Source organism: Leifsonia sp. KNZ13-11D, from assembly GCF_056754895.1.
This window is the reverse complement of record NZ_JBPGWU010000001.1, coordinates 1,596,717-1,618,205: the sequence shown is the minus strand read 5'-3', so window position 1 is coordinate 1,618,205 and position 21,489 is coordinate 1,596,717. Positions and strand designations below refer to the sequence as shown.

The following is a 21,489-nucleotide window of genomic DNA, read 5'->3' as shown; positions in this document are numbered from 1 at the left end:
GAGCGGAATGCCCCCTGGTGCGACACGAGACGCGTGCAACAGAATGCGTGCATGAGCGCGGCGCCTCGCGTCATCCGCACGCCGGATCAGAGGCTGCGGGTCTTCGTCAGTTCGACCCTCAAGGAGCTCGCCCCCGAGCGACGGGCGGCGCGGGCCGCCATCGAGCGCCTGCACCTCGCTCCGGTGATGTTCGAGCTCGGCGCCCGCCCGCACCCGCCGCGCGAGTTGTACCGGGCGTACCTGGAGCAGAGCGATGTGTTCGTCGGCCTGTACTGGGAGCGGTACGGCTGGGTCGCTCCGCAGGAGCAGGTCTCCGGGCTCGAGGACGAGTACAACCTGTGCCCGCCGCAGCTGCCGCGGCTGATCTACATCAAGGACCAGGCGCCGGGGCGGGAGCCCCGGCTGGCCGAGTTGCTCGACCGCATCCGCAACGACGACCGGGCGTCGTTCAAGTACATCGAATCGGCCAAGGAGCTCCAGGTGCTGCTGGAGGCCGACCTGGCCATCCTGCTCGCCGAGCGGTTCGAGCTGAGCCGCGTCGCGGAAGCCCCCGAACCCCCTACCGTGACGGAGGCGCCCGCGGAGCGTCCGGCCCTGCCGGCGCCGCTGACCCGGCTGATCGGGCGAGCAGCGGACGTGGATGCAGTGCGCGCGATGCTCGCACGCGGTGCCCGGCTCATCACCATCACCGGGCCCGGCGGCATGGGCAAGAGCCGGCTGGCGATCGCCGCGGCCGCCGATCCGGGCGATCGCTTCCCCGACGGCGCCGTGTTCGTCGACCTCGCCCCGGCGCGCGACGAGAGCGCGGTGGTCGGTGCGCTCGCCCAGGCCCTCGGGGTGCGGGACACCGGCGAGGCCCCTCTCGCCGACAAGGTGACGACGGCCCTCCGCGACCGTCGTCTGCTGCTCGTGCTCGACAACTTCGAGCAGGCGCTCCCGGCGGCGCCGGTCGTGACCGCCCTGCTCGCGGCGGCCCCCGGTACGGCGGCGATCGTGACCAGCCGCTCGCTCCTGCGGGTCGGCGGCGAGCACCGGTATGAGCTCGGACCGCTGCCTGCCGACGAGGCCGCAGCGCTGTTCGTGGAACGCGCGCACGCTGTGCGCCCCGACTTCGAGATCACCGCGGACAATGCCGACGACGTGGCCCGGATCTGCACCGCCCTGGACGGACTCCCCCTCGCACTCGAACTGGCGGCCGCGCGCGTCCGCGTCCTCCCGCCCCGCGAACTGGCGAGCCGGCTCGACCGCCGCCTCCCCCTGCTCGTCGGCGGCGCCCGTGACCTCCCGGAGCGGCAGCGCACCCTCCGGGCCACGATCGACTGGAGCGCCCAGCTGCTCGACCGCCCCGAGCGGGCGTTGCTCGCCCAGCTGGGTGTCTTCGAGGGAGGCTTCTCGCTGGAGGCGGCAGAGGCCGTCGCTGCGGCGGTGCCGGCCGACGGCGAGGTCGTGGATGTGCTGCCCGCCCTGGCCGCGCTGGTGGACAGCAGCCTGGTCCAGCAGCACGAGGACACCGACGCCGCCCGGTTCTCGCTCCTCGCCACGGTGCGCGAGTACGCGGTGGAGCAGGCGCAGCAGGCGGGGGCGCTGGAGGCGGTGCGCGACGCCCACGCCGCGTTCTACCTCGCGCTCGGCGAGCGCGCGGACGCCGCCCTCGAAGGCGCGGCCCAGCACGACTGGGTGGTCCGCCTCGGTGCGGACACAGGAAACCTCCGCGCCGCGGTCCGGCACCTTCTCGACCGGCGTGATTGGCCGCGTGCCGCCCAGCTCGCCTGGAGCCTGTACGTGTACTGGTGGATCGCCGGCCTGCTTGGCGAGGTGCGGGGCTGGATGGAGGAGGTCCTCGCCGCCGACGAACCCGTGGACGACCGCACCCGCGCGATCGCACTGTACTTCACGCAGGCGATCACGTTCTGGCAGGACCCGGCGGGGACGGTCGCCGAGAGCCTCACCGAGAGCGCCGACCTGTTCCACCGCACCGGGGTCGACGACGGCGAAGCGCTGGCGCTGATCTCTCTCGCACTCGCCGTGCTCGCCTCACCCCGACCGGACCCGGCCGCCGCCGATGACGCCATGGCGCGGAGCCTGGATCTCTTCCGTGGCTCCGGCGACCGCTGGGGCGAGGCGATGGCGCAGGTGATGCTGGGGCGCGTGGCACTGCTCCGGCAGCAGGTGGATGCGGCGCTCGCCCACTTCGAGCAGAGCCTGGCGCTGGCCAACGACAACGGGGACGAGCTCGGCGTGACGATCGCCCAGCATCACCGGGGGTGGGCGCGACTGCTGCTCGGCGATGCCGCGGGGGCCGCGTCCGACTTCTCGGCGTGCGTCGCCCTGTCGAGCCGGCTCGGGCATGCGGAGGGCATCGCCTACGGGCTCGAGGGCATGGTGGCTGTCGCGGCGGTCGCGGGCGACGCCCGGCGCGCCGGCCGGCTGCTCGGCGCGTCCCGCTCGCTCCGGGAGCGGACCGGGCTGCACAACGTTCCCGCGTTCTCGTTCCACCAGCTCTTCGTCGACCGGATGCTCGCCGCGGGCTCCGCAGCAGGGATCGACGCGAAGGCCTTCGAAGCAGCGGTCGCGGAGGGTCGGTCCCTTCCGGTGGACCAGGCCGTCGCCGAAGCGGAGAGGCTGCGTCCGTGACCGACCGCGTGCACCCGTTCACGCGTGCCGTCGGCGCGATCATCCTGCCGTTCCTGGTGGCCGCCTTCGTGCTGCTCTACCCTCTGGCCGACACGACCGATCGGCTGTTCGCCTGGACCATCCGGCCATCGATCACCGCGATGCTCCTCGGCAGCGCCTACGCGGGCGGCATCGTGTTCTTCGTGCACGTGGTGCGCCCCAACCGCTGGCACGCCGTCCGTCACGGCTTCCCCGCAGTCCTGCTGTTCGCGACGTTGCTCGCCGTCGCGACCTTCCTGCACTGGGACCGCTTCCACTTCGGGTACCTGTCGTTCATCGTGTGGGTGACGCTGTACGTCACGACACCGTTCCTCGTACTCGCCGCGATGATCGTCAACCGCGGCGAGGACCTCGGACGCGCCGTCGCGGAGCCGGACGCGACGATCCCGCGCTGGGTGCGCATCCTGCTCGCTCTGATCGGCCTCTGCTCGCTGGTCGTCGGACTGGTGCTGTTCGTCGCTCCGCAGCTCGCCATCACGGTGTGGGCATGGCCGCTGACACCCCTGACCGCCCGGGTCTGCGGCGCCATCCTGACCCTGCCGGGCATGGTCAACGTGTGGATGCTCGGCGACGCCCGGTGGAGCGCGTTCCGGCAGATCTTCCAGGCGCAGCTGGTGAGCCTCGCCGCGATCCTCCTGGCGCTCCTGCTCCGCGGCGGCGAACTGCTGTGGTCGCGGCCGTCCGCGCCGATGCTGGTGTGCGGTCTGGCGGGCGCGTTCGTCGTGTACCTCGCCCTCTACGTCTGGGGGGAGCGGCGGCGCCGGACAGCGGCGCGCTGACGCCGGCGCCGCTGTTCTCGTGGGCTCAGGAGCCGGCGGACCAGGGGTCGAAAAGGGGGACACCGAAGGCCTCGAATTCGCGCACATTCCGGGTCACGACGACCAGATTCGCGACTTCGGCCGTCGCCGCGATGAGGGCGTCGCGCTCCGGCCGCGGATCGGGGACGTGATACGCCGCCGCGACCCCCGCGATCTCGTGGTCCACTGGCAGGATCCGCTCCCCGAAGGTCAGCTGCACGTCGTCCACCCACCGTCGCAGATCCGCACCCTGCGCTGGGTCGGTGTGTTCCTTCTGCGCTGTGCCCAGCTCGATCTCGAACATGGTCATCGCCGAAATGTACAGCGAGTACGGGTTCTGCAGCTCCAGCCAGCGGATGACGGCCGGGTCCGCCCGATCGGGCCGCCGGGTGGCCGAAAGCGCAACCGTGTCCAGCAGCCACTTCACAGGTCGATCGCTTTCGATTCGATGCGGGCCCGCGGGAACTCCATGTCGAAGTCTCCTCGCTCGTCCTGTCTCAGCATGTCGACGATGCTGCGAACCCCACCGGTCAGCTGCTGATACTCCGCGTAGGTCAGCAGGACGAACGACGGCTCACCACGATCGGTGATGATGAGCGGCTCCGTGGTGGCGCTCCGCTTGGCCGCTGAGGTGTCTTGGTTGAACTCCCGCGCCGTGATGATGGCCATCCCGCCTCCTTCGATGTAGCTACGTAGGATCATATCCGCCAGCCTGAGCGCGCGCCCCGAATCCGCCGGGCTATGAAGGCATTTGCGACCGAGCGCCTGGCCGAGGTGTACAGGAAGATATACGATCCACTCAGGGCTCATCGCCCCCTCCTCCGATGCCGAAGGGACTCCGAGTGCTCGATCGCCCGACCATCCAGGCCATCGCCGACGAACTCGCCGCCGCCGAGCGCGACCGCACGACCGTCCCGCTGTTGACCGCGCGCCACCCGGACATGACGGTCGAGGACTCCTACGCCGTCCAGCGCCTGTGGGTCGAGCGCGGGCTCGCCGAGGGCCGGCGGCTCGTCGGCCGCAAGATCGGCCTCACCTCCAAGGTCATGCAGCAGGCCACCGGGATCACCGAGCCCGACTACGGCGCCATCTTCGCCGACATGGTCTACGAGACGGGCTCCGTCATCCCGTTCGAGCAGTTCTCGAACGTGCGCGTCGAGGTGGAACTGGCGTTCGTGCTCGCCAAGCCTCTGGCCGGTCCCGACGTCACGCTGTTCGACGTGCTGGACGCGACGAAGTACGTCGTCCCTGCGCTCGAGATCCTGTCGTCCCGCATCGAGATGCAGGGCCGCACGATCGTCGACACGATCTCCGACAACGCCGCGATGGGCGGCATGGTCGTCGGCGGCCGCCCGGTCGCCGTGGACGCCGTCGACCTGCGCTGGGTCTCGGCCCTGCTCTACCGCAACGAGACGATCGAGGAGTCCGGCGTCGCCGCGGCCGTCCTCGACCACCCCGCCACCGGCGTCGCCTGGCTCGCGAACAAGCTCGCCCAGCACGGCGGCCGCCTCGACGCCGGCGACATCGTCCTCGCCGGCTCGTTCACCCGCCCGATGTGGGTCGAGCGCGGCGACACCGTCCACGCCGACTACGGAACCCTGGGAGCCGTCACATGCCGATTCGTCTAGCCCCGACGCCGACCTTCGCCGACCGCCTCCGGCAGGCGGACCGCACCCTGTACGGGATGTGGTCCTGCGCCGGCAGCCCGCTCGTCGCGGAGATCTGCGCGGGCAGCGGACTCGACATCGTGCTCATCGACGGCGAGCACTCCCCCGTGAACCTGGAGTCGATCCTCGCCCAGCTGCAGGCCGTCGCGCCGTATCCGGCCGTGCCGGTCGTCCGCGCGCCGTTCGGCGACACGGTGATCCTCAAGCAGCTCCTCGACCTGGGCGCCCAGAACATCCTCGTTCCGATGGTCGACAGCGTGGCCCAGGCGGAGGCGATGGTCCGCGCCGTCCGCTACCCGCCGCACGGCGTGCGCGGCGTGGGCAGCGCGCTGGCCCGCTCGTCGCGCTGGAGCCGCATCCCGGACTACCTGGCGCGGGCGGGCGATCTCGTGTCGCTGACGGTCCAGATCGAGTCGGCCGACGGGCTGGACGCGGCCGCGGGCATCGCCGCGGTCGACGGTGTGGATGCGCTGCTCGTCGGCCCCGCGGACCTCGCCGCGTCGATGGGCCTGCTCGGGCAGCAGAACCACCCCGAGGTCGTCGCCGCTGTGGAGCGCGTCATCGAGGCCGGCCGGGAGGCGGGCACCCCGGTCGGTGTGAACGCGTTCGACCCGGCCACCGCCGAGCGCTACGCCGGCGCGGGCGCCGCGTACGTGCTCGTCGGAGCGGACGTGACCCTGCTCGCGCGCGCGTCCGAGGCGCTCGCCGACCGCTTCATCGGCGCCTCCCCCGACGCGCCGGCTGCCGCCTCCTATTGATTGCAATTGCGTACCGCCGACCGATCGTATATCATTTCGGATATGGTCCTGCGACCGATCCCCGACGATGAGGAGCCACCACCCGTGACGGACATCCTTCGGCCCGGCAAGATCATCGCGGTGCATCTGAACTACCGCTCGCGGGCCGCGCAGCGCGGCCGCACCCCCGCCCAGCCCTCCTACTTCTTCAAGCCGTCGTCCTCGGTGGCCGCCAGCGGCGGCGCGCTCGAGCGTCCCGCCGGCACCGAACTGCTGGCCTTCGAGGGCGAGATCGCCCTCATCGTCGGACGGGCCGCCCGTCGCGTCTCCCCCGAGGACGGCTGGTCCGTGATCTCGGGGGTGACGGCGGCGAACGATTTCGGCCTCTACGACCTGCGCGCCGCGGACAAGGGGTCCAACGTCCGCTCCAAGGGCGGCGACGGCTTCACTCCCCTCGGCCCGGACGTCCTGCGCGCCGCCGCAGTCGACCCCGCCGCTCTGCGTGTCCGCACCTGGCTGAACGGCGAGCTGGTGCAGGAGGGCACGACCGACGACCTCCTCTTCCCGTTCGGGCGGCTCGTCGCCGACCTCTCGCAGCTGATGACCCTGGAGCCAGGCGACATCATCCTGACCGGAACCCCCGCCGGCTCCTCCGTCACCGTCCCCGGCGACACGGTCGAGGTCGAGGTGGATGCGCCCGGCGCTCCGGGCGCGCCCACCACCGGCCGCCTGGTGACGCGCATCACCGAGGGCCGCATCCCCTTCGGCGACTTCGGCACGAAGCCGAGCGTCGACGACCTCCAGCGAGCCGAGGCCTGGGCAACGCAGCCCGAACCGGCATGGACACTGACCGACGAGCTGCGCGCGAAGCTCCGCAGCGTCGCCACCGCCACCCTCAGCTCGCAGCTCCGCAAACGCGGCCTCGACAACGTCTCCATCGACGGCCTCACCTCGACGCGACCCGACGTGCGAGTCGTGGGTACGGCCCGCACGCTCCGTTACGTCCCGAACCGGGAGGACCTCTTCCGTTCGCACGGTGGAGGCTACAACGCGCAGAAGCGCGCGTTCGACGCCGTCGGGCGCGGCGAGGTGCTCGTCATCGAGGCGCGCGGCGAGCGTGGCAGCGGCACCGTCGGCGACGTGCTCGCGCTGCGCGCGCAGGTCAACGGCGCCGCCGGAATCGTGACCGACGGCGGCGTGCGCGACCTCGCCGTGGTCGCCTCCCTCGACATCCCCACCTATCACAACGGCCCGCACCCTGCTGTGCTGGGCCGCAAGCACGTCCCCTGGGACACCGACATCACCATCGCCTGCGGCGGCGCCACCGTGCAACCCGGCGACGTGATCGTGGGCGACTCCGACGGCCTCCTGGTCATCCCGCCCGCGCTGGTCGAGGAGGTCGTCACCGACGCGATCGAGCAGGAGCGGGAAGAGGAGTTCATCGCCGAGCAGGTCGCCGCAGGCCACGCGGTCGACGGACTGTTCCCGATGAACGCCGAGTGGAGAGAGAGGTACAGCGCATGGTCGACGCAGCACTGAAGCAGACGTCCCCGAGCAAGTCGCAGCTCGCCTACGACTTCATCCGCACGCGCATCGACGACGGCCGGTACGTCTCCGGGTTCCGCCTGGTGCTCGGCCAGATCGCCGGCGAGCTCGACATCAGCGTCGTCCCCGTCCGGGAGGCCATCCGGCGGCTGGAGGCGGAGGGGCTGGTGACGTTCGAGAAGAACGTCGGCGCCCAGGTCGCCCTGCTGCAGGAGGCCGAGTACACGTACACGATGGAGACGCTCGCCCTCGTGGAGGGCGCGGCGACCCGGATGTCCGCTCCCCTGCTGGACGGCGACCACATCGAGCGCGCGCGGATGATCAACCGCGAGATGATCGCCTGCCTCGACGACTTCATCCCGCACCGCTTCACGCAGCTCAACCAGGAGTTCCACGCGGTGCTGTTCGAGGAGTGCCCGAACCCGCACATCCTCGACCTGGTGCACCGCGGCTGGAACCGCCTGACCGTGCTGCGCGACTCCACCTTCAGCTTCGTGCCGGGCCGCGCCCGCGAGTCGGTCGACGAGCACGAGCAGATCCTCGCCCTTATCGAGTCCGGCGCCGACCCGCTGGAGATCGAACTCGCCGCCCGCAGCCACCGGCTGGCGACCCTCGACTCGCTGCACGCGTACCAGAGCGAGCACAAGCAGCAGCACTGACCGCATCCACCGACAGGAGGCCGCGCATGGCGCAGCACCACATCCCCGAGAATCTCCCCGATCGCATCCAGCACTTCATCGACGGCCGCTTCGTCGACAGTGTGTCGGGCAGAACCTTCGACGTGCTCGACCCGGTGTCGAACGAGGTCTACGTGCAGGCCGCGGCCGGGCAGAAGGAGGACATCGACCTGGCCGTGGCCGCGGCGACCCGCGCCTTCCGGGAGGGCCCCTGGCCCCGGATGAAGCCGCGCGAACGCGCCCGCGTGCTGAACCGGATCGCCGACGCGGTCGAGGCCCAGGATGCGCGGCTCGCCGAACTGGAGACCTTCGACACCGGCCTGCCGATCACTCAGGCGCTGGGACAGGCGCAGCGCGCGGCCGAGAACTTCCGCTTCTTCGCCGACCTGATCGTCGCGCAGGCGGACGACGCGTACAAGGTGCCCGGCAGCCAGCTGAACTACGTGAACCGCAAGCCGATCGGCGTCGCGGGCCTGATCACGCCGTGGAACACGCCGTTCATGCTGGAGAGCTGGAAGCTCGCTCCGGCCCTCGCGACCGGCAACACGGTCGTGCTCAAGCCGGCCGAGTTCACGCCGCTCTCCGCGAGCCTGTGGGCGGAGATCTTCCGGGCGGCCGGCGTTCCCGACGGCGTCTTCAACCTCGTCAACGGTCTCGGAGAAGAGGCCGGGGACGCGCTCGTGAAGCACCCGGACGTGCCGCTGATCTCGTTCACCGGCGAGAGCCGCACCGGCCAGATCATCTTCGCGAACGCCGCGCCCTTCCTGAAGGGGCTCTCGATGGAGCTCGGCGGCAAGTCGCCCGCCGTCGTCTTCGCCGATGCCGACCTCGACGCCGCGATCGACTCGACCCTGTTCGGCGTCTTCTCGCTGAACGGCGAGCGCTGCACGGCGGGTTCGCGCATCCTGGTCGAGCGCCCGGTCTACGACGAGTTCCTGGAGCGATACGCCGAACGCGCCAAGCACATCGTCGTCGGCGACCCGCACGACCCCGAGACCGAGGTCGGAGCGCTCGTGCACCCCGAGCACTACGAGAAGGTGATGTCGTACGTCGAGCTCGGCAAGCAGGAGGGCCGCCTGCTCGCGGGCGGCGGCCGTCCGGAGGGCCTGGACCACGGCAACTACGTGGCCCCGACCGTCTTCGCCGACGTCGCCCCCGACGCGCGGATCTTCCAGGAGGAGATCTTCGGCCCGGTCGTGGCCATCACGCCGTTCGACACCGACCAGGAGGCGCTGGAGCTCGCCAACGGCGTGCGCTACGGCCTCGCGGCGTACCTCTGGACCAGCGACCTGGAGCGCGCGCACACCTTCGCCCAGAACGTGGAAGCCGGGATGGTGTGGCTGAACTCCCACAACGTGCGCGATCTCCGCACCCCGTTCGGCGGCGTGAAGGCGTCGGGCCTCGGGCACGAGGGCGGCTACCGCTCGATCGACTTCTACACCGACCAGCAGGCGGTCCACATCACGCTGGGCCCCGTCCACACCGCACGGTTCGGCGCGAGCGCGCACCAGCCCGAAGAGGCTGCAGAGGCGGCCGAGGACGCCGGCGACGCCTGACCGATCCGACCCCCAGACTCAACGCAGAGGACGCACCACCATGACCATCACCCCCGATTCCCCCGAGCCCACCGTGACCGACACCGACCCCATCCCGGCGCCGACCGACCGCATCCCGACGCCCACGGCGACCCCGCCGGACGTCGTGCGCTGCGCATACATGGAGCTCGTCGTCACCGACCTCGCGGCCAGCCGCGAGTTCTACGTCGACGTGCTCGACCTCGTCGTGACCGAGGAGGACGAGGACGCGGTCTACCTGCGATCGTTCGAGGAGTTCATCCACCACAACCTCGTGCTGCGGAAGGGCCCGGTCGCGGCCGTCGCAGCCTTCTCGTACCGCGTCCGCACGCCGGAGGACCTCGACCGCGCCGTCGCGTTCTACACCGAGCTCGGCTGCCGCGTCGAACGCCGGGCCGAGGGATTCACGAAGGGCATCGGCGACTCGGTCCGGGTCGAGGACCCGCTCGGCTTCCCGTACGAGTTCTTCTACGACGTCCAGCACGTCGAGCGCCTCGCCTGGCGCTACGACCTCTACACCCCCGGCGCCCTGGTGCGGCTCGACCACTTCAACCAGGTCACCCCGGACGTCCCGCGCGCTGTGAAGTACATGGAGGACCTCGGCTTCCGCGTGACCGAGGACATCCAGGACGAGCACGGCACGACCTACGCCGCCTGGATGCGCCGCAAGCCCACGGTGCACGACACCGCGATGACCGGCGGCGACGGCCCGCGGATGCACCACGTCGCGTTCGCCACCCACGAGAAGCACAACATCATCGCCATCTGCGACAAGCTCGGCGCCCTGCGCCGCAGCGACTGCATCGAGCGGGGACCGGGCCGTCACGGCGTCTCGAACGCCTTCTACCTGTACCTGCGCGACCCGGACGGCCACCGCGTCGAGATCTACACGCAGGACTACTACACCGGCGACCCGGACAACCCGGTCGTCACCTGGGACGTGCACGACAACCAGCGCCGCGACTGGTGGGGCAACCCGGTGGTCCCGTCCTGGTACACCGAGGCGTCGACCGTGCTCGACCTCGACGGCAACCCGCAGCCGTTGACCAGTCGCACCCACGACTCCGAGCTGGAGGTCACGATCGGAGCGGACGGCTTCTCGTACACCCGCAAGGAGGACGAGCCCCGGGGCTTCAAGCTCGGCGCCCAGGTCTGACACGCCGGGGCGTGGCGCTTGGTAGGGTCGAGCCATGATTCGTCGGGGGGCCGGCCGCGTCGCCGCGGCCGTGGTGGTGGCTGTCGCTGTCGGGCTGGTGTCGGGATGCGCGCTGCTCGCCCCTCCGGCGAAGCCGTCGCCCCCTCCGACCTCGACGCAGACGCCTGACGCCGTGCCGCTGGTGCAGCGCCTCCCCGCCCTCCTGGTGGCCGGGCAGACCATCGGCGCCGGTGTGCTGCGTCCCATCGACCACGAGCCGGTGGACGACCCCCGGGCCGACCATCCCCTCACCGGGACGGTCCGGCTCGTCGTCGGCAGCGACATGAGAGTGGATGTCCGCATCCGGCCGGACGATCCGGAGTCCGCGTCGCTGACCGGGATCGACCTGCTCCTCACACCCACACGCCATGACGGGAAGCCGGAGAACATCCAGGCGCAGAGCACGCTGCGCTTCGGCCTGATCTCGGGTCTCGACAGCGTCGACCCCGACGGCGAACTGGTCCTCCCGGTCGTGGGCGCCGACGTTCCGTCGCTCGGGGACCCGTCGTACCTGCACTCGATCGAGGAGACCCTGCCCGGCGATGCGCGCGTGTTCGCCGCGGCGGACCTCACCTGGACGCTCCCCTCGCCCTACCCGGGCCTGCACGCCGTCGACGGGGGCGCACAGAAGTTCGCGCGCGGCACCCCGCAGATCCAGGACGGGGCCGTCGTCAGCTACACACCGAATCCGTACGACACCCTCTACGCCGTCTCGCGCCGCTTCGGGGTGAGCGAGGTCCAGCTCCTCTGGCTGAACCCGTGGATGATCGGTCCCGACCCGGAGCTCAGGGCCGGCATCGGGATCAACCTGGACCCGGCGCGCCGCTGAGCCGACGCCTAGACGTCGGGCGACGCGACCGCGAGCCGGAAGCGCGGTTCCGCGGGTTCGCCGTCGAGCGCGAGGCGGCTCAGGATGTCGCCGAGCGCCGGACCGAACTTGAAGCCGTGTCCCGAGAACCCGGTCGCGACGACCACCGGGCCGACCCGGTCCAGGACGAAGTCCTCCGACTCCGTGCTGTCGTAGAGGCAGCTGATCCCCTCCGGCCGGCTCGCGTCGACGCCGGGCACCCACTCCGAGACGTACTCCTGCAGGCGACCGAGCCGTGTCGGGTCGATGGTCCGGTCGCGCCGGTCGGGGTCGACAGCCGGTCCGGTTCCGTGGAAGCCGACCTTCACGCCGTCGCCCGGCGTGAGCAGTCCGTACACGCTCGGCAGGCCGTCGCCGGTGGGATGGTGCACGAAGCTCGGCCACCTGCTCTCCTCGTCCGCGGGGCCGGGCAGCAGCGGGAAGTGCGCCGGCTGCTCCTCCGTGACGGTGACCGTCGGTATCGCGGCACCGTTCGCATCCAGCAAGGGTCGCACCAGCTCGGGCGTCCACGACCCTGCGGCGACGACGACCCGATCGGCCGTGTGCGTGCCGTCGGAAGTCGTCACGGCCACGGCGTCGTCGTCCGCATCGATGCCCGAGACGCGGACGCCGAACCGGAGTCGCGCCCCGGACGCCTCCGCGGCGTCGAGCAGCGCATCCACCGCCTCGGCCGCGTGGAGCCGTCCCCCGCCAGGGCTGAACAGCACCCGGTCCTCGAATCGCAACCCGGGCCAGCGCCCGGCCGCTTGGGTGCCGGTCAGCCACTCGACGGGCAGCTCGGCCGCCTCCTGCGCGGCCGCGATCGCCGAGAGCGCCGCGGGGTCGCCGTGGTCGACGGCGCCCGTGCGGTCGAGGATGCGGCGCCCCGAGGTCCGCTCCAGCTGCTTCCAGCCCTCCAGGGCACGGACGGAGAGGGCGACATAGTCCTGCTCGGCATACCCGTGCCGGAAGATCCGGGTGGCCCCGTGCGACGATCCGCGGTCGTGCCCGCGCTCGAACGCCTCCAGCAGGAGGACGGACGCGCCGGCACGCGCCAGCGACCAGGCGGCCGAGGCGCCGACGACTCCGGCGCCGATGACGATCACGCTGGGGGCCATCCCGCCACCCTACCGGTGGGCATGACCAGGTGCCGTCGCGGCTAGTGCGACCCGAGCTGCGAATCGACGAGCGAGTACCCGCCGTTCGGGTTGCGCGAGGGCTCCGGCTCCCCGAAGCGCGGGTTCGGCTTGCCCGGGAGGCTCTCCGCGGGCACGTGCAGACGGCGCGCCGCGACGATGGCCGCCACTGCCGCCGCGAGCAGCGCGGCACCGGCCGCGACGAGCAGCGAGCCGACAGCCTCGCCCCGGGTGAGCAGCACGACGCCCCACGGCCCCGTCAGCCATGCGCCGGCCCCGGCCAGCAACGCCAGCACGACCAGGAACGCCACCTTCCGGCGCCGCCGCTCGTCCCGTTGGAGCGCCCCCATCAGTGCGTTCATGCGCCACCCCCTGCCCGCACTCTAGCGGCGCGGCATCCCGCTCAGGAAGCCTCCACGATCTCGAACCGGTTGCCGTCGGGGTCGTGCGCGGCGAACATCGCCGGGACGCCGGGCCAGCGCAGCAGCTCGCCCACGTCGACGCCCTGCTGCGACAGGGATGCGTGGGCGACCTCCGCATCCCTGGCAGCGAAGCGCACGCCCGTCTCCACCCCGGCGGGCGCTCCGTCGCCGGCGAGCACCAGCGAGATCGACACCGGCGAGCCGGGTGGCGCGAGCATGATCCACCGCCCGCCGGTCTGCGGGAGCGGTGCATCCACCCGCACCTCGAACCCCAGGATGTCGCGGTAGAAAGCGAGCGCCCTGTCCTGATCCGCGACCGGGATTCCGATCGTGCTCACGCCGACGATGCCGGCTCCGTCCGTGTCCGTCATGCGCGACATCCTGCCGCATCCGGTGCCCCCGCATAAGGGCGGCGTCCGGAGCACGTCGGGGACCCTGCGCTCTTGTCGGCTCCCATCGGCGGGCATTGGATGGTCTCGACGAAGGGAGATCCATGTCGACGGATCAATATCACGAGCCCCCCGGGGAGCTCAGCGCGGAGACGCGAACATTCGCGCGGATGTGCGCCAGCCTCTCCGAGGAGGCCGAGGCGATCGGCTGGTACGAGCAGCGGATCGCCGTCGAGAAGGACGACGTCGCCCGCGCGATCATGCTCGACTCGCTGGCGGAGGAGTACAAGCACTTCAGCATGGAGCTCGAGTTCCTGCTGCGGGCCAAGCCGCAGTGGCGGGAGACCGCCAAGGGCATCCTGTTCCAGGACGGCGACATCGTCCAGCACGGCGAGCAGGCCGAGGAAGCCGCCGAGGACGCCCCCACCGACTGAACAGCGCCCGGAACGCGCCGTGCGCCCCCTCCCGTCGGGGAAGGGGCGCACGGTGTGATGGATGCGGGCTACTTCGTGATGCCCGCGAAGAAGGCGGCGCCGTTGGGCGTCCCGACCCCGGTGGCCGTGTCGTAGCCCTTCGTGCTGTGGAGGGTCTGGTTCGGCTCCTCCTGCGTGCGCAGGCTGTAGCTCAGACCGCCCGCAGCGCTCTCGCTATCGACGTAGTTGACCCGCAGCACCGACGGCAGCGGGGACTGCACGGTGGTGCCGAACATGTCCGCCTGGTCGACGTCGTAGAACGCCGAGCCTCCGGCCGCGTACGCCGCGTAGATCCGCGGGTTCAGGAATCCGAGCGGCGCACCGGCCACCTGGTTCGCGACCGCAGCGATGCCCGCGGTGAGCGGAGCTGCGACCGACGTTCCGCCGATGCGGTACTCGTCGTAGTAGGTGCCGTCGCTGAACGTCTGCGTCTGACCCACCAGGAGGCCCGTGTTCGGGTCGGCCAGTGCGCTGATGTCGGGCACCAGCCGTCCTGACGCTGCACCGACGGCGGCCGCCTGGTAGGCGGGCTGCGCGAACAGGCGGCTCACGCCACCGCCCCCACCTCCGTTGAACGTGCCGGGCAACGGCGACGCGAAGGTGCCGTCCAGCTCGTACGGGGCGGAGGACATGTGGTCGGTCGCCGTCGGGTTCACCGCATCGAGCCCGGTCTGCCAACCGACCTCGAACGACCGCTTCCAGCCGGTGTTGTTGAGCGGCGACGCCGGGTCATCGATGGCCGAATAGCTCAGCCCCGACGGCGCGGCCGTCGGAACGACGGAGGCGGAGCTGCCGCCGACCGCCGTCACCCACGGGCTGTCGGCGTAGAAGTCGACCGTCGGCGTACCGAACGAACCGACCTCATCGCCGCTGTCTCCGCTGGAGACGAAGACGCCGACCCCGGTCGCTGCGGCCTCGATGAAGGTGTTGTTGAGGCTGTTGACGAAGCCCTGCGGCACCGCCTCACCGGCGAACCCGTAGCTGATCGAGAGGATGCTCGCCAGGTGCTTGTCGACGATGTGGTTCACCGACGCGTCGAAGTCCTGCCGCGCGTTCGCGGAGGCGACATACAGCAGGTCCGCGCCCGGGGCCGTCGTGTGGATGGCCTCGGCGTCGAGCGTCTCCTCGCCGTAGTAGTCCCCCGGCACCTGCTGCGGGGTGTCCGGGTGCTTGTAGACACCGGGCGCAACCAGCTGGGTGATCTTCGGGGCGGGCAGGTTGTGGAGGCTGCTGTACTTCGTCACATCCTGGACAAGCGTCGGGCTCGCGTTGGCGCCGACGAACGCGACGGTCTGGCCGGAGCCGTCCGCAGCGACCTGGTCGAGGCCGTACAGCCCGCGAACCTGAGCGGGGGTGTAGCCGCACGGAGCGATGGGCTTCGTGCTGGTCCCGTACGCCGGGGCGTTCGGCATGGCCACCGTCTTCTCGCCGTACCACAGGGAGCATGGCTCCCCGGCACGGAAGCCGACCGAGGGGGCGCCGTGGTTCTGCTTCGGGCTGTTGCCGTTCCCGCTGCCGTCTGTGATCGACGGCTGGATGAGCGACGCGCCCTGGTCGAGCCCGGCGACGCTCTCCACGATGCCGGCCAGCGACGCGGGGACGGTCACGGCCGACTCGGGGGCCCGCAGGGTGGTCCCGAATGCGCTGTACTCGCCGAGCGTGACGCCGAACGCGTTCTGCGCCTGGGCGACGGTGCCCTCGGCCGACACATAGCGGTTGTTACTGGGCGTGTCCACGATGGTGAAGCCGGCGCTGCGCAGGAACTGCTGCACCGCCACGACGCTCGACTGGCTCGGAGCGAACTTCTGCCGGAACGCTTGCGGCGTGAGGAACTTGCGGTAGCTGGAGGAGCCGGGCGTCGAGACGGCGAGTGCGGTCTGCGCCGCGGCGGAGGCGTTCTGCCACGGGAGGTACACCCGGAGGTCGACGGTGTCGGTGGCGGGAGCGGCGGAGCGGAGTGCCTTCGCATTCGCCCACGCCGGCTGACTGCCGGCCAGAGCACTGCGTCCCGATGCCGCGACAGCCGGTGTGGCGGCTGCCGCGACAAACAGAAGGGCCGCGCCGGCGGTGACGGCTGCGGCCCTGAGGGTTCTTGTTGTCGTGCGCACGGATGGTCCTTTCATCGATGCGGAATCGCGCTGATGGCGCAGCTTCATCCAACTCCTGCACGACAGCCGAAACAACAAGCCACCGTCTGAGAATCCATACAGGAATCCCTGTCCCCGCCGCCCCGCACCCGGTGAGGTGCACGTCGTTGTGGCCGACACGCCGTACGGGCGCACAACAACGTGCACTTCGGCGAACCGCGCATCGCCGGACAGCAGAAAACCCCGGTCAGGGCCGGGGTTTCGACGGGATTTCTACTGCTGGGGTACCTGGACTCGAACCAAGAACAACTGAGTCTAGGTCCGGGCACCTGACATTTATGCTCTCACCGGGATGTTTTTGTAGCCCGGGCACCCACCAGGCTTTGCAATTGCCGAAAAGGCGTCGAAAACGGGTTTCAACCCCGCCCACATCACCCGAGATCATCGCTTCTCATCGGAGGTACCCCCGACTTCCACCCCCTTGGCTCCCGCCGGTCCCAGTCACACGGTCCTCTCGTGGCCTGCCCCTAGTGGGGCCAAGTGGACGCCACGCTAACGTGAGCCAATGGGTGATTTGATACCTCCCGATGCCGACTTGGTCCGCCGACTGACCACGTCCGAGCTGGCACAACACTTGTTGCTCACCGTACTGCCCGATCCTGACGCCGTGCAGTTCGCTACGGGCGTCGGATTGGCCGACCGAAGCTACAACGGCCAGCCTGACTCGGTGGATCTGAAGAACCGGCTCTCAGATGCCTGGGCGTGGCTGATCCAGTACGGCTTCGTCGGCCCAACGATCAGTCAGCCGAGCATCTACGGAGTTCAGCGCGTTACCTCAGCAGGGCTCGAATTCGCGAATGATCCCGAGGGAATCACTCGCCTTCACGCGGCTACGCGTCTCGCCGGAGGGCTCTCCCCTCGGTTGGACAACGCGCGAGCCAACTTCGAGCGCGCGGCGTATGCCACCGCGATTTTCGAAGCCTTTAAGGTCGTCGAGGTCGAGGTGCGGCGCGTCTCTGGGCTGCCGAACCGGCTGATCGGCACCAAGCTCATGGAGCAGGCCTTCTCGTCGAACGGCGGGCCACTCACCGATCCCGACTCGGAGCCCAGCGAACAGATTGCGATCCAGCAGCTCTTCAGCGGAGCGATGGGGGCTCTGCGCAATCCTTCCGGCCACCGCGAGATCGAGTATGAGGATCCGATAGAAGCAGCGGAGGCCGTCCAACTCGCGGATTTTCTGCTTCGGATACTCGCCAAGGCCGAACGGCGGCGCTCTTCCGTAGCGCTCGGAGGCGACGAGTAGTTGGCGGGCGTCCAGATGCCACCTCTGATCGCCTCCTTTCGCCGCGGACAGCGTGACCATTTCGGGGGCAACCGGGGGTGTCTCCGGGGATCCCGGGTTGACCACACGACATCACAAGCCCGGTAGAACGGTATCCGCGTTTCAGAGTCTCCCAGCTGGTCGCGTCGAAGGTCCACGCTTCCACGCGTTCTCCGCCGACGACCGCCACCACAGGCACGAGCTGCAGCGTTTCGGGCGCCACCGACAGCGTCGTCGGGTGGTGTTGCCAACAAAGATGGCAACTGCCGATTGTCCGACCGAACCACCCGCGCGACGATGCCCTATGCCCCGCTTGTGCACCGATCAGCGCGTCTTGTCGGCCCAGAGCTTTGACATCGCTTCCGCCGGTCTCGATGCGCGGAGCACTTCCCGGGTTTCATATTCATGGAATCGGACCGTTGGCAGCCACCCGTACTGGGCGGGGAGCGTGTCGGCGATCATGTCTCGGAACGCCCGCTGCTTGTGCCGTCCACCGAGTTCATCGAACAGCGGCGGGCAGGGTCGGGCGAAGCCACCGCCTGGCTCCCGTCCAATGCGGGCGGTGCTCTGGGCACGCCACTCGTCGACATCGAAGCCGACGCGGACGCTTTGGCTGAGGTCGAGGGTGATCAGCCGGGCGGCGGTGAAGTGCTGCCTCTCGTCGAACTCGATGGCGCGCTGGCGGCCATCGGGGTAAGTCATCAGGACATCGAGCCGGCGGCTCTCTCGTGGCGGCATCGTGTTCGGCAGCTGACGTCCGGTGAGCCGCTGGTACGCCTCGGTGAGGAGAGGCCAGGCGTCGCGGGCCTCGCTGCGGCCGGGGCGGACCAGCCAACTCGGTGCCAGCTCTTCTTCGAGAACACTCTCGGCTGGTAGCACTCCGCGCAGAAGGGAGAACCATGCGTTCTGCTTACCTCTAGCCGCCACGCGCCTCTCCTTGTGTCAGCGGACGTTATCGCGCGCAGGGCGCAAAGCCGCAAGTAGCCCAGAATCTTCTTGCGGCCAGACTAGGAGAGTTCTGGCGCCGCGCCGCATAGTTGACCGTGGGTGATCGGTACAGTCGGCGGCCCCCGCCTCTTCCCTACCAACTAGCGCCCGCTAGACACCAACCCCTCCACAAACCGGGTCAGCAGTTCACTGATCGTTGTGTCGCGCTCCGCCGCGTAGACCTTCAGCGCCGTCCGGGTCGTGCGCGGCACGTTGAAGTTGATCCTGACGAGATCCTCCTGAACGCTCGCTACTTCCTCGAAGCTGGGCGTCGCTGTCGACCTGCTAGGCCGACCGGCGCGGAGCCCCGCGCTCACGGCCGCTCCAGGAGAGCCAGGACCTCAACTGCAAGAGCATCGACCTCGGCAGCCGCCTCGGGGTACGCCCGTGGGTTATCGACGACGGTCTCGCCTCGTGCCGCGGACGTCGCGTATGCGACCCGCTGGTGGATGACCGAGTTGAGCACAGGCAGTCCGTAGTCTGCGAGCGTTTCACCGATCTCGCGGCCGAGGACGGTGCCGGCGATCGCGCGGGAGATGACGAATGCGGCAGCGGGTTGTCCACCAGTGATGTCGCGGCGCTGCTTCACCAGGTCCACGAGTTCCGATGTTGCCCAGACGTCGTAGGGAGACGGCTGAACGGGGATGAGGACGAGGGTCGCCGCACGGGTGGCAGCGGCGGCCAGCGTGGCGACCTGCGGTGCGCCGTCGACGACGACGATGTCCGCGGGAAGCCGAACGACGTCGCGGTCAAGAGTTGGCCGGTCCAGTCCAACCGTGAGTAGCGGCTGGTCCTCCCGTGCGGCAGCCCAGTCGCGGGCCGACCCTTGCGGGTCGCTGTCGGCGAGAGCAGTCGAGATGCCGCGCAGTTGCAGGGCGCGGCCGAGGTTCGTTGAGACGGTGGTCTTGCCGACTCCGCCCTTCTGGTTGAGCACGCTGATGACCTTCATGTGAGTATCGCCTCCTGTGAGCGCTTGAGTGCAGGCGCTGGAGCGTAGCTTGAGGCGCCGACACAGCACTTTCGGGGCATCGCTCTTGGCCGTAATCTCCCCGATACAGTGGGTGCCGGGCCCCGCGGGATTTGCCCTTCAGTTGGCCGCGTCGTCTGGCTTGTCCTCGCTTGGCTGCTGCCTCCGGCGGCGGCGCTCGAGCAGAACCCCGACCGACGTCAAGCCGCAGACCACGATGGCGAGGACGAGCATGAAAATGTGCCCGCGGTCCGAAGGGTTCGCGATGACAAGGAACGCGTACCAGGCAGCGCACAAGCCCCAGAAGCAGGCGACACCGATTTGCCAGCCGAGGTAGTGCTCACGAAGCCACCCGAGGAACCCGTGCGGCGACTGAGGTTCTGCCATGCCCGCATGCTACGCCCGCCCGATCACGCGGTGCCGCGAGTAGAGTTCAGCCCGTGACCGGTGCGTCGTCGAAGAAGCCGTAGGGGCCCACTAGAGGGGTCCGACGGGGACGAGTGCGTTAACCGCGTCATAGAGGCGAACCAGTTGAAGGAGGCAACGTGGCCCAGCGTCACGGCGGAAAACCGCTGAGTCCTCGAACGCGGATGGTGTTGCTCGGCATAGCGATCGTGCTTCTGGTTGCCAGTTTCTTATTCTTCCCATCGGCCCACATCTTCTGAGTCGAGACGAGGAAGAAATGCGACCCCTTCGACTTCCGGCGGCCACGCACGTGACGCCACTCCACCCCGCTTCGCTCGTCATACCAGCCATCGTGATCGCCGTCGGAGTACTTCTCGTCGTGTCCCGACGGCCCCTAGCCCGGACGTTCGAACGCCTGTGGGCGGCGTCGCGACGTCCAGGATCTGGCCCGGTGATCCCGACGAACGCAGCGTTCTTCATCGCAGCTGGGGTCGCGCTGATCTTCGGAGCGACGCTGAGCGTGATCTGGGCCCTCATCCGGTCTGGCATCGCTTGACCTCGCGGAAACGCGCCCCGGGCCATCGTGTCGTTGTGGCGTCGCGCTCTGACAGAACCCGGCCCGGTGACCCCGAATGGTTCGCTCACCACGCAGCGAACCGGGCTCGCGTATTTGCACTGACCGCCGTCGTTGTCGGCGTGGTACTGACGCCGCTCATCTGCCTCCGCCACGGTCGCTGACCCGCGGGTTGTCAGTGCAAGCCGAGCGCGGTCACCGTTACCACGACGACGATCGCGCAGAACGCTCCGCTAACCAGAGCGACATTGCGGATCAGACCGGGACGGTTCCCGTCGAGCGTTTCATCGCTGCCAAGAGACCGGATGCGACGCCAGGAGAGGACGGCAGCAGCCAGAACGAGGGCCGCTGCGGCGACGATGAGGCCGATCTGAATCTGCACCGGCGTCACTCGCGCTCCGGGTCAGCCGTGGTACCGGACGACGCCGCTTCCGCCTGCCGCCTCGTCTCGTCTCGAAGCGTGGCGCGGCCGTTGCGGAACTTCTGGGTGCCAAGAACGAGCATGCTCCCAGCGCCGGAAACAGTGATCACCAGCAGCGAATCAAAGATGCTGTGCGGTCGAAGAATCGCGAAGACCAGCATCACGACGCCGAAGACGACGGCGGCGATCCCAACCGCAAGAAGCCATTTGCCGCTGCGCAGTTCACTCTCACCGGTCCGGATCAGGGGCGTCTCTTCCGCGGCATCGCCCACTGCCGGCACGGCAGGTTCACCACCGGTAGGCTCAGCGTCCATCACGCCTCGACGAAGAGGCGATCGGCTCCGCTTCGGGGTGTCGCTGGTAGTAGATGTAGCTCGCCCATCCGGCGATCGCAAGCAGACCGGTGCCAACCAGCACCAGAACACGGGCGGCCCACAGCCGGTCCGGGAAGACCAGCAACCAGTTCAGCGCCGCCCAGACTCTCAAGATGACGGCCTTCGTCAGTGCGCCGCTGCTGGAGGAGAGGACCCACCAGGGGCGTTTCCGAGCAATGCTCACACGCCGACCATACTCCCGGTCAGCGGTGCCCTCGTCT

23 protein-coding genes are annotated in these 21,489 nt (G+C 69.7%); 11 read left to right on the top strand and 12 right to left on the bottom strand.

Annotated features, from left to right (window positions below):
- Nucleotides 1-51 precede the first annotated feature (51 nt).
- Both ACR9Y5_RS08140 and ACR9Y5_RS08135 read left to right on the top strand, forming a co-directional pair.
- Entirely contained in the window at nt 52-2,634 is a 2,583-nt protein-coding gene (locus ACR9Y5_RS08140; RefSeq protein WP_481297494.1) for a DUF4062 domain-containing protein, read from the top strand.
- Complete coding sequence (locus ACR9Y5_RS08135) at nt 2,631-3,452, top strand: hypothetical protein (RefSeq protein ID WP_481297493.1); 822 nt, start codon at nt 2,631-2,633, stop codon at nt 3,450-3,452. The genes ACR9Y5_RS08140 and ACR9Y5_RS08135 overlap by 4 nt, the downstream gene beginning before the upstream one ends.
- Nucleotides 3,453-3,477: 25 nt before the next feature.
- On the opposite strand, the gene ACR9Y5_RS08130 is transcribed toward ACR9Y5_RS08135, so the two are convergent.
- Both ACR9Y5_RS08130 and ACR9Y5_RS08125 read right to left on the bottom strand, forming a co-directional pair.
- Nucleotides 3,478-3,897, bottom strand: a complete 420-nt coding sequence (locus tag ACR9Y5_RS08130; protein ID WP_481297492.1) for a PIN domain-containing protein — start codon at nt 3,895-3,897, stop codon at nt 3,478-3,480.
- Entirely contained in the window at nt 3,894-4,139 is a 246-nt protein-coding gene (locus ACR9Y5_RS08125) for a type II toxin-antitoxin system Phd/YefM family antitoxin (RefSeq protein ID WP_481297491.1), read from the bottom strand. Before ACR9Y5_RS08125 ends, ACR9Y5_RS08130 begins: the two co-directional genes overlap by 4 nt.
- A gap of 155 nt (nt 4,140-4,294) precedes the next feature.
- Here ACR9Y5_RS08125 and hpaH point away from each other — a divergent pair, with 155 nt between their 5' ends.
- Genes hpaH through ACR9Y5_RS08090 form a run of 7 tightly spaced genes read left to right on the top strand, consistent with a single transcriptional unit; the run spans nt 4,295 to nt 11,694 of the window.
- Nucleotides 4,295-5,098 carry a 2-oxo-hept-4-ene-1,7-dioate hydratase gene (hpaH, locus tag ACR9Y5_RS08120; protein ID WP_481297490.1) on the top strand — a complete coding sequence of 268 codons (804 nt, stop codon included), beginning with the start codon at nt 4,295-4,297 and terminating at the stop codon, nt 5,096-5,098.
- The gene (locus ACR9Y5_RS08115) at nt 5,083-5,895 is read left to right on the top strand and encodes an HpcH/HpaI aldolase family protein (protein ID WP_481297489.1); all 813 of its coding nucleotides are present in this window, start codon (nt 5,083-5,085) and stop codon (nt 5,893-5,895) included. Before hpaH ends, ACR9Y5_RS08115 begins: the two co-directional genes overlap by 16 nt.
- 42 nt (nt 5,896-5,937) lie before the next feature.
- Entirely contained in the window at nt 5,938-7,413 is a 1,476-nt protein-coding gene (locus ACR9Y5_RS08110) for a fumarylacetoacetate hydrolase family protein (RefSeq protein ID WP_481297488.1), read from the top strand.
- The gene (locus ACR9Y5_RS08105; RefSeq protein WP_481297487.1) at nt 7,395-8,078 is read left to right on the top strand and encodes a GntR family transcriptional regulator; all 684 of its coding nucleotides are present in this window, start codon (nt 7,395-7,397) and stop codon (nt 8,076-8,078) included. The genes ACR9Y5_RS08110 and ACR9Y5_RS08105 overlap by 19 nt, the downstream gene beginning before the upstream one ends.
- A gap of 26 nt (nt 8,079-8,104) precedes the next feature.
- Nucleotides 8,105-9,652, top strand: a complete 1,548-nt coding sequence (gene hpaE / locus ACR9Y5_RS08100; protein ID WP_481297486.1) for a 5-carboxymethyl-2-hydroxymuconate semialdehyde dehydrogenase — start codon at nt 8,105-8,107, stop codon at nt 9,650-9,652.
- A gap of 40 nt (nt 9,653-9,692) precedes the next feature.
- Nucleotides 9,693-10,826, top strand: a complete 1,134-nt coding sequence (hpaD, locus tag ACR9Y5_RS08095; protein ID WP_481297485.1) for a 3,4-dihydroxyphenylacetate 2,3-dioxygenase — start codon at nt 9,693-9,695, stop codon at nt 10,824-10,826.
- A gap of 34 nt (nt 10,827-10,860) precedes the next feature.
- Nucleotides 10,861-11,694 carry a LysM peptidoglycan-binding domain-containing protein gene (locus tag ACR9Y5_RS08090; RefSeq protein ID WP_481297484.1) on the top strand — a complete coding sequence of 278 codons (834 nt, stop codon included), beginning with the start codon at nt 10,861-10,863 and terminating at the stop codon, nt 11,692-11,694.
- Nucleotides 11,695-11,702: 8 nt separating this feature from the next.
- On the opposite strand, the gene solA is transcribed toward ACR9Y5_RS08090, so the two are convergent.
- From solA to ACR9Y5_RS08075, 3 genes are read right to left on the bottom strand one after another with little or no spacing between them, the layout of a single operon-like run.
- Nucleotides 11,703-12,830 (bottom strand): N-methyl-L-tryptophan oxidase, encoded by a 1,128-nt coding sequence (solA, locus tag ACR9Y5_RS08085; protein ID WP_481297483.1) that lies wholly within the window; start codon nt 12,828-12,830, stop codon nt 11,703-11,705.
- 41 nt (nt 12,831-12,871) lie between these two features.
- Nucleotides 12,872-13,210: a hypothetical protein gene (locus ACR9Y5_RS08080; protein WP_481297482.1), complete on the bottom strand. Its 339-nt coding sequence runs from the start codon at nt 13,208-13,210 to the stop codon at nt 12,872-12,874.
- 41 nt (nt 13,211-13,251) lie between these two features.
- Entirely contained in the window at nt 13,252-13,641 is a 390-nt protein-coding gene (locus tag ACR9Y5_RS08075; protein ID WP_481297481.1) for a VOC family protein, read from the bottom strand.
- A 122-nt stretch (nt 13,642-13,763) separates the two neighbouring features.
- Here ACR9Y5_RS08075 and ACR9Y5_RS08070 point away from each other — a divergent pair, with 122 nt between their 5' ends.
- Nucleotides 13,764-14,093 carry a ferritin family protein gene (locus ACR9Y5_RS08070; protein ID WP_481297480.1) on the top strand — a complete coding sequence of 110 codons (330 nt, stop codon included), beginning with the start codon at nt 13,764-13,766 and terminating at the stop codon, nt 14,091-14,093.
- Nucleotides 14,094-14,161: 68 nt separating this feature from the next.
- Here ACR9Y5_RS08070 and ACR9Y5_RS08065 read toward each other — a convergent pair whose 3' ends face one another.
- A complete protein-coding gene (locus ACR9Y5_RS08065) occupies nt 14,162-16,240 on the bottom strand; it encodes a S53 family peptidase (RefSeq protein ID WP_481297479.1) in 2,079 nt (692 codons plus the stop codon).
- Nucleotides 16,241-16,784: 544 nt separating this feature from the next.
- Here ACR9Y5_RS08065 and ACR9Y5_RS08060 point away from each other — a divergent pair.
- Complete coding sequence (locus ACR9Y5_RS08060) at nt 16,785-17,522, top strand: TIGR02391 family protein (protein ID WP_481297478.1); 738 nt, start codon at nt 16,785-16,787, stop codon at nt 17,520-17,522.
- 342 nt (nt 17,523-17,864) lie between these two features.
- Here ACR9Y5_RS08060 and ACR9Y5_RS08055 read toward each other — a convergent pair whose 3' ends face one another.
- The 6 genes from ACR9Y5_RS08055 to ACR9Y5_RS08030 form a co-directional block, all read right to left on the bottom strand.
- A complete protein-coding gene (locus ACR9Y5_RS08055; protein ID WP_481297477.1) occupies nt 17,865-18,467 on the bottom strand; it encodes a hypothetical protein in 603 nt (200 codons plus the stop codon).
- Between the two features lie 373 nt (nt 18,468-18,840).
- Nucleotides 18,841-19,476, bottom strand: coding sequence for a ParA family partition ATPase (gene parA, locus ACR9Y5_RS08050; protein ID WP_481297476.1), 636 nt, complete (start codon nt 19,474-19,476; stop codon nt 18,841-18,843).
- A 138-nt stretch (nt 19,477-19,614) separates the two neighbouring features.
- Complete coding sequence (locus ACR9Y5_RS08045) at nt 19,615-19,881, bottom strand: hypothetical protein (protein ID WP_481297475.1); 267 nt, start codon at nt 19,879-19,881, stop codon at nt 19,615-19,617.
- Nucleotides 19,882-20,648: 767 nt separating this feature from the next.
- Complete coding sequence (locus tag ACR9Y5_RS08040; protein ID WP_481297474.1) at nt 20,649-20,864, bottom strand: hypothetical protein; 216 nt, start codon at nt 20,862-20,864, stop codon at nt 20,649-20,651.
- Nucleotides 20,861-21,211: a hypothetical protein gene (locus ACR9Y5_RS08035; protein ID WP_481297473.1), complete on the bottom strand. Its 351-nt coding sequence runs from the start codon at nt 21,209-21,211 to the stop codon at nt 20,861-20,863. Before ACR9Y5_RS08035 ends, ACR9Y5_RS08040 begins: the two co-directional genes overlap by 4 nt.
- The gene (locus tag ACR9Y5_RS08030) at nt 21,198-21,452 is read right to left on the bottom strand and encodes a hypothetical protein (protein WP_481297472.1); all 255 of its coding nucleotides are present in this window, start codon (nt 21,450-21,452) and stop codon (nt 21,198-21,200) included. The genes ACR9Y5_RS08035 and ACR9Y5_RS08030 overlap by 14 nt, the downstream gene beginning before the upstream one ends.
- Nucleotides 21,453-21,489: the final 37 nt, after the last annotated feature.

Excerpts from the sequence above, each read along its gene's own strand:
- ACR9Y5_RS08140 (WP_481297494.1), top strand. The coding sequence starts at position 52 with ATGAGCGCGGCGCCTCGCGTCATCCGCACGCCGGATCAGAGGCTGCGG.
- ACR9Y5_RS08125 (WP_481297491.1), bottom strand. The coding sequence starts at position 4,139 with ATGGCCATCATCACGGCGCGGGAGTTCAACCAAGACACCTCAGCGGCC.
- hpaH (WP_481297490.1), top strand. The coding sequence starts at position 4,295 with ATGCCGAAGGGACTCCGAGTGCTCGATCGCCCGACCATCCAGGCCATC.
- ACR9Y5_RS08115 (WP_481297489.1), top strand. The coding sequence starts at position 5,083 with ATGCCGATTCGTCTAGCCCCGACGCCGACCTTCGCCGACCGCCTCCGG.
- ACR9Y5_RS08110 (WP_481297488.1), top strand. The coding sequence starts at position 5,938 with ATGGTCCTGCGACCGATCCCCGACGATGAGGAGCCACCACCCGTGACG.
- ACR9Y5_RS08105 (WP_481297487.1), top strand. The coding sequence starts at position 7,395 with ATGGTCGACGCAGCACTGAAGCAGACGTCCCCGAGCAAGTCGCAGCTC.
- hpaE (WP_481297486.1), top strand. The coding sequence starts at position 8,105 with ATGGCGCAGCACCACATCCCCGAGAATCTCCCCGATCGCATCCAGCAC.
- hpaD (WP_481297485.1), top strand. The coding sequence starts at position 9,693 with ATGACCATCACCCCCGATTCCCCCGAGCCCACCGTGACCGACACCGAC.
- ACR9Y5_RS08090 (WP_481297484.1), top strand. The coding sequence starts at position 10,861 with ATGATTCGTCGGGGGGCCGGCCGCGTCGCCGCGGCCGTGGTGGTGGCT.
- solA (WP_481297483.1), bottom strand. The coding sequence starts at position 12,830 with ATGGCCCCCAGCGTGATCGTCATCGGCGCCGGAGTCGTCGGCGCCTCG.
- ACR9Y5_RS08080 (WP_481297482.1), bottom strand. The coding sequence starts at position 13,210 with ATGAACGCACTGATGGGGGCGCTCCAACGGGACGAGCGGCGGCGCCGG.
- ACR9Y5_RS08075 (WP_481297481.1), bottom strand. The coding sequence starts at position 13,641 with ATGACGGACACGGACGGAGCCGGCATCGTCGGCGTGAGCACGATCGGA.
- ACR9Y5_RS08070 (WP_481297480.1), top strand. The coding sequence starts at position 13,764 with ATGTCGACGGATCAATATCACGAGCCCCCCGGGGAGCTCAGCGCGGAG.
- ACR9Y5_RS08060 (WP_481297478.1), top strand. The coding sequence starts at position 16,785 with ATGGGTGATTTGATACCTCCCGATGCCGACTTGGTCCGCCGACTGACC.
- parA (WP_481297476.1), bottom strand. The coding sequence starts at position 19,476 with ATGAAGGTCATCAGCGTGCTCAACCAGAAGGGCGGAGTCGGCAAGACC.
- ACR9Y5_RS08045 (WP_481297475.1), bottom strand. The coding sequence starts at position 19,881 with ATGGCAGAACCTCAGTCGCCGCACGGGTTCCTCGGGTGGCTTCGTGAG.